Origin of the sequence: Cohaesibacter celericrescens, assembly GCF_002866925.1 — a bacterium.
GTDB classification, from domain to species: Bacteria; Pseudomonadota; Alphaproteobacteria; order Rhizobiales; family Cohaesibacteraceae; genus Cohaesibacter; species Cohaesibacter celericrescens.
In genome coordinates this window covers 1-2,089 of sequence record NZ_PKUQ01000041.1, presented here as the reverse complement: position 1 = coordinate 2,089, position 2,089 = coordinate 1, and the positions used below count along the sequence as shown (strand labels likewise).

Below are 2,089 nucleotides of genomic sequence, written 5' to 3'. Positions count from 1 at the left end.
ATTATACCGAAGAAATGACAACCTGATAAACGACTGGCACCCCCTTCCAACCCGCAACAAACAACTTGGCAATACCCTTCCAACACATCGACGATAAGATCGCTAGCGTCGCGATAACGCATAAGACGACGCACCTGCCGCATTTCGTGCCGCCAAAGCGAACGCAATTCGTCGTCAATATCTCCCCCAGTTTTCTTCCAGGTTCGCAGTCTCCTTTCGGCAGAGCCACTAGCGTTATCATAGACACGCCAAAGTGTACCCTGCAGAATGGCTTCGTCGCCTGGCGCTATGGCGTCATCATCGAAGTCAAAGCGATCGTTAAGTGAGTTCATCAACAAAAATTCCCAGACCCCAAAAGTTTCTTCTAAGACTACGTGCCTCTATTTGCCGTAACCCTATGCTTTCGCCCTACTGACTTATGTTCCGTATTTTGACCATGTCGTACAAATCAACGCCCTGCAACCCTTGATGGTTATTGTGTGGATATAAACCTTTCAGTCCCGTCATGGGTCCTCAAGTTACGGCGCACCGTTGCCGACGTCCAATTCCTGGGTCCCACACCTCCTCCGCCAGTTTAGCCAATCCTTGATGCCGGAAAATCAACCGTATGCGGCAATGCAATAGTGCGGTTCCGCGCTGATACCAAATCAAGAGCAAGAAAGTTTATCACATCAATTAAGGTTCCAGATGAAATACGCAACCTGTTCGAATGACGGTTGCATTGTCGGTTCAGTTTTCATCTATGATGCAAAATCTTGCAGGGGGTCTGAGTGACAGCTTTCAGAAAGTTGCTTTGCAACACTGAGATGCTGACGAACGTCGTCCTTGGGAGGGTTGTCAACGCGGGCCAAATGAGCCAGTCGAAAAATCACACCCCGGCCCGCATCGAAAATCCTTCTCCAGAGTGGACATTGGTTCGAAGGCAGAGTTTTTCCGCTTCGCAATCGAGGTCTTCCATGTTATCTCGACCCAAGATGGAAAAAAGATCGTACACACTCACTCCGCTCGGACAAGTCTTTTTGGATGACGGAAAACTGAATATTGAATCGACAATAGATGCTACCATGGTGAGCGTGCCGCATCTATGTCCTCACGTCGAAGAGTTTGGGTTGAACAACTCTGAATCCGTAAAATGTTTGATCCGCTACTCAAGCCATTGTTGGACCTATAGTGTAGAACTTGCTCAATCAATTCCGCGCTTCATCTTTTTGGATGGCACGAGGCAACGTGTTTTCGATCCGATCCGATATGGTGCATCACATTATCTACGAGAACTGATTTGTAGTCTTCCACAAAATCGTATCTATGTCACACAAAGCGATAGAAATTACGGTTGCTACAACGCGACTGTCACTAGTGATGAAGGCTGTTATACTGCATATTTCACACTACGACCCAGAAAAGGTAGGTTTGACGGAGTTCGTCATAAGTTTCTACTTACGGTCGAGAGCGCTTACTCAAAACCACAGCAAGAGCCCGGAATGAAGACCAGCTTGAGTGCGATCATTGGCAAGGCGCGTGAGAATAAGACGGTAAAGTACAGGAAGCCATGAAACACCTAAGGGGCCCGCTTGGACCCCTTGGCTATCTCGACAACCTCTTCGCTTTCGCTTATCCACCCTTTCGGTTGGACTGCTTTGTAGCAGCGGGGAAATTCTTACAGTCGATCGCGAATTCCTATGTTGGTAATATGCCTCAACAACTACTAATTTTCAATGATTTTCACGATAATTTTTTACCTAGCTATCTTATACAAAATTTCTCAATAGAAAACAACGACTTCACAAACTGTACTCAACGACTACCCAAGAGGACAGGCTGGTGAAACGTGGGCATAAAAGTGACTAAATCGCGGCAATATGGCTCTCAAACCTTCAATGAAGGAATAACGGGTCGATATCAAGTCAAACATAATCACTTCTTCTCACAACTAGTGATCTCAAATTCAAATTGATCAATAGCTTTGCACAAATATATGCCCCCTTCGTCCGCATTGTGTGAATTCGTTCTGTTACAATGCTGCACCTTTTTTGAACGACTGCTTTCCTAAAATGGCACCGCTGTTTTTCCAAATGGCCAACGTTGCCCT

Annotated in this window: 1 pseudogene; it reads right to left on the bottom strand. The window is 46.2% G+C overall.

The features are described 5' to 3' along the window. Positions 1–332, bottom strand: a pseudogene (locus C0081_RS16715) (hypothetical protein); the annotation flags it as partial. Between the last annotated feature and the right edge of the window lie 1,757 nt (positions 333–2,089).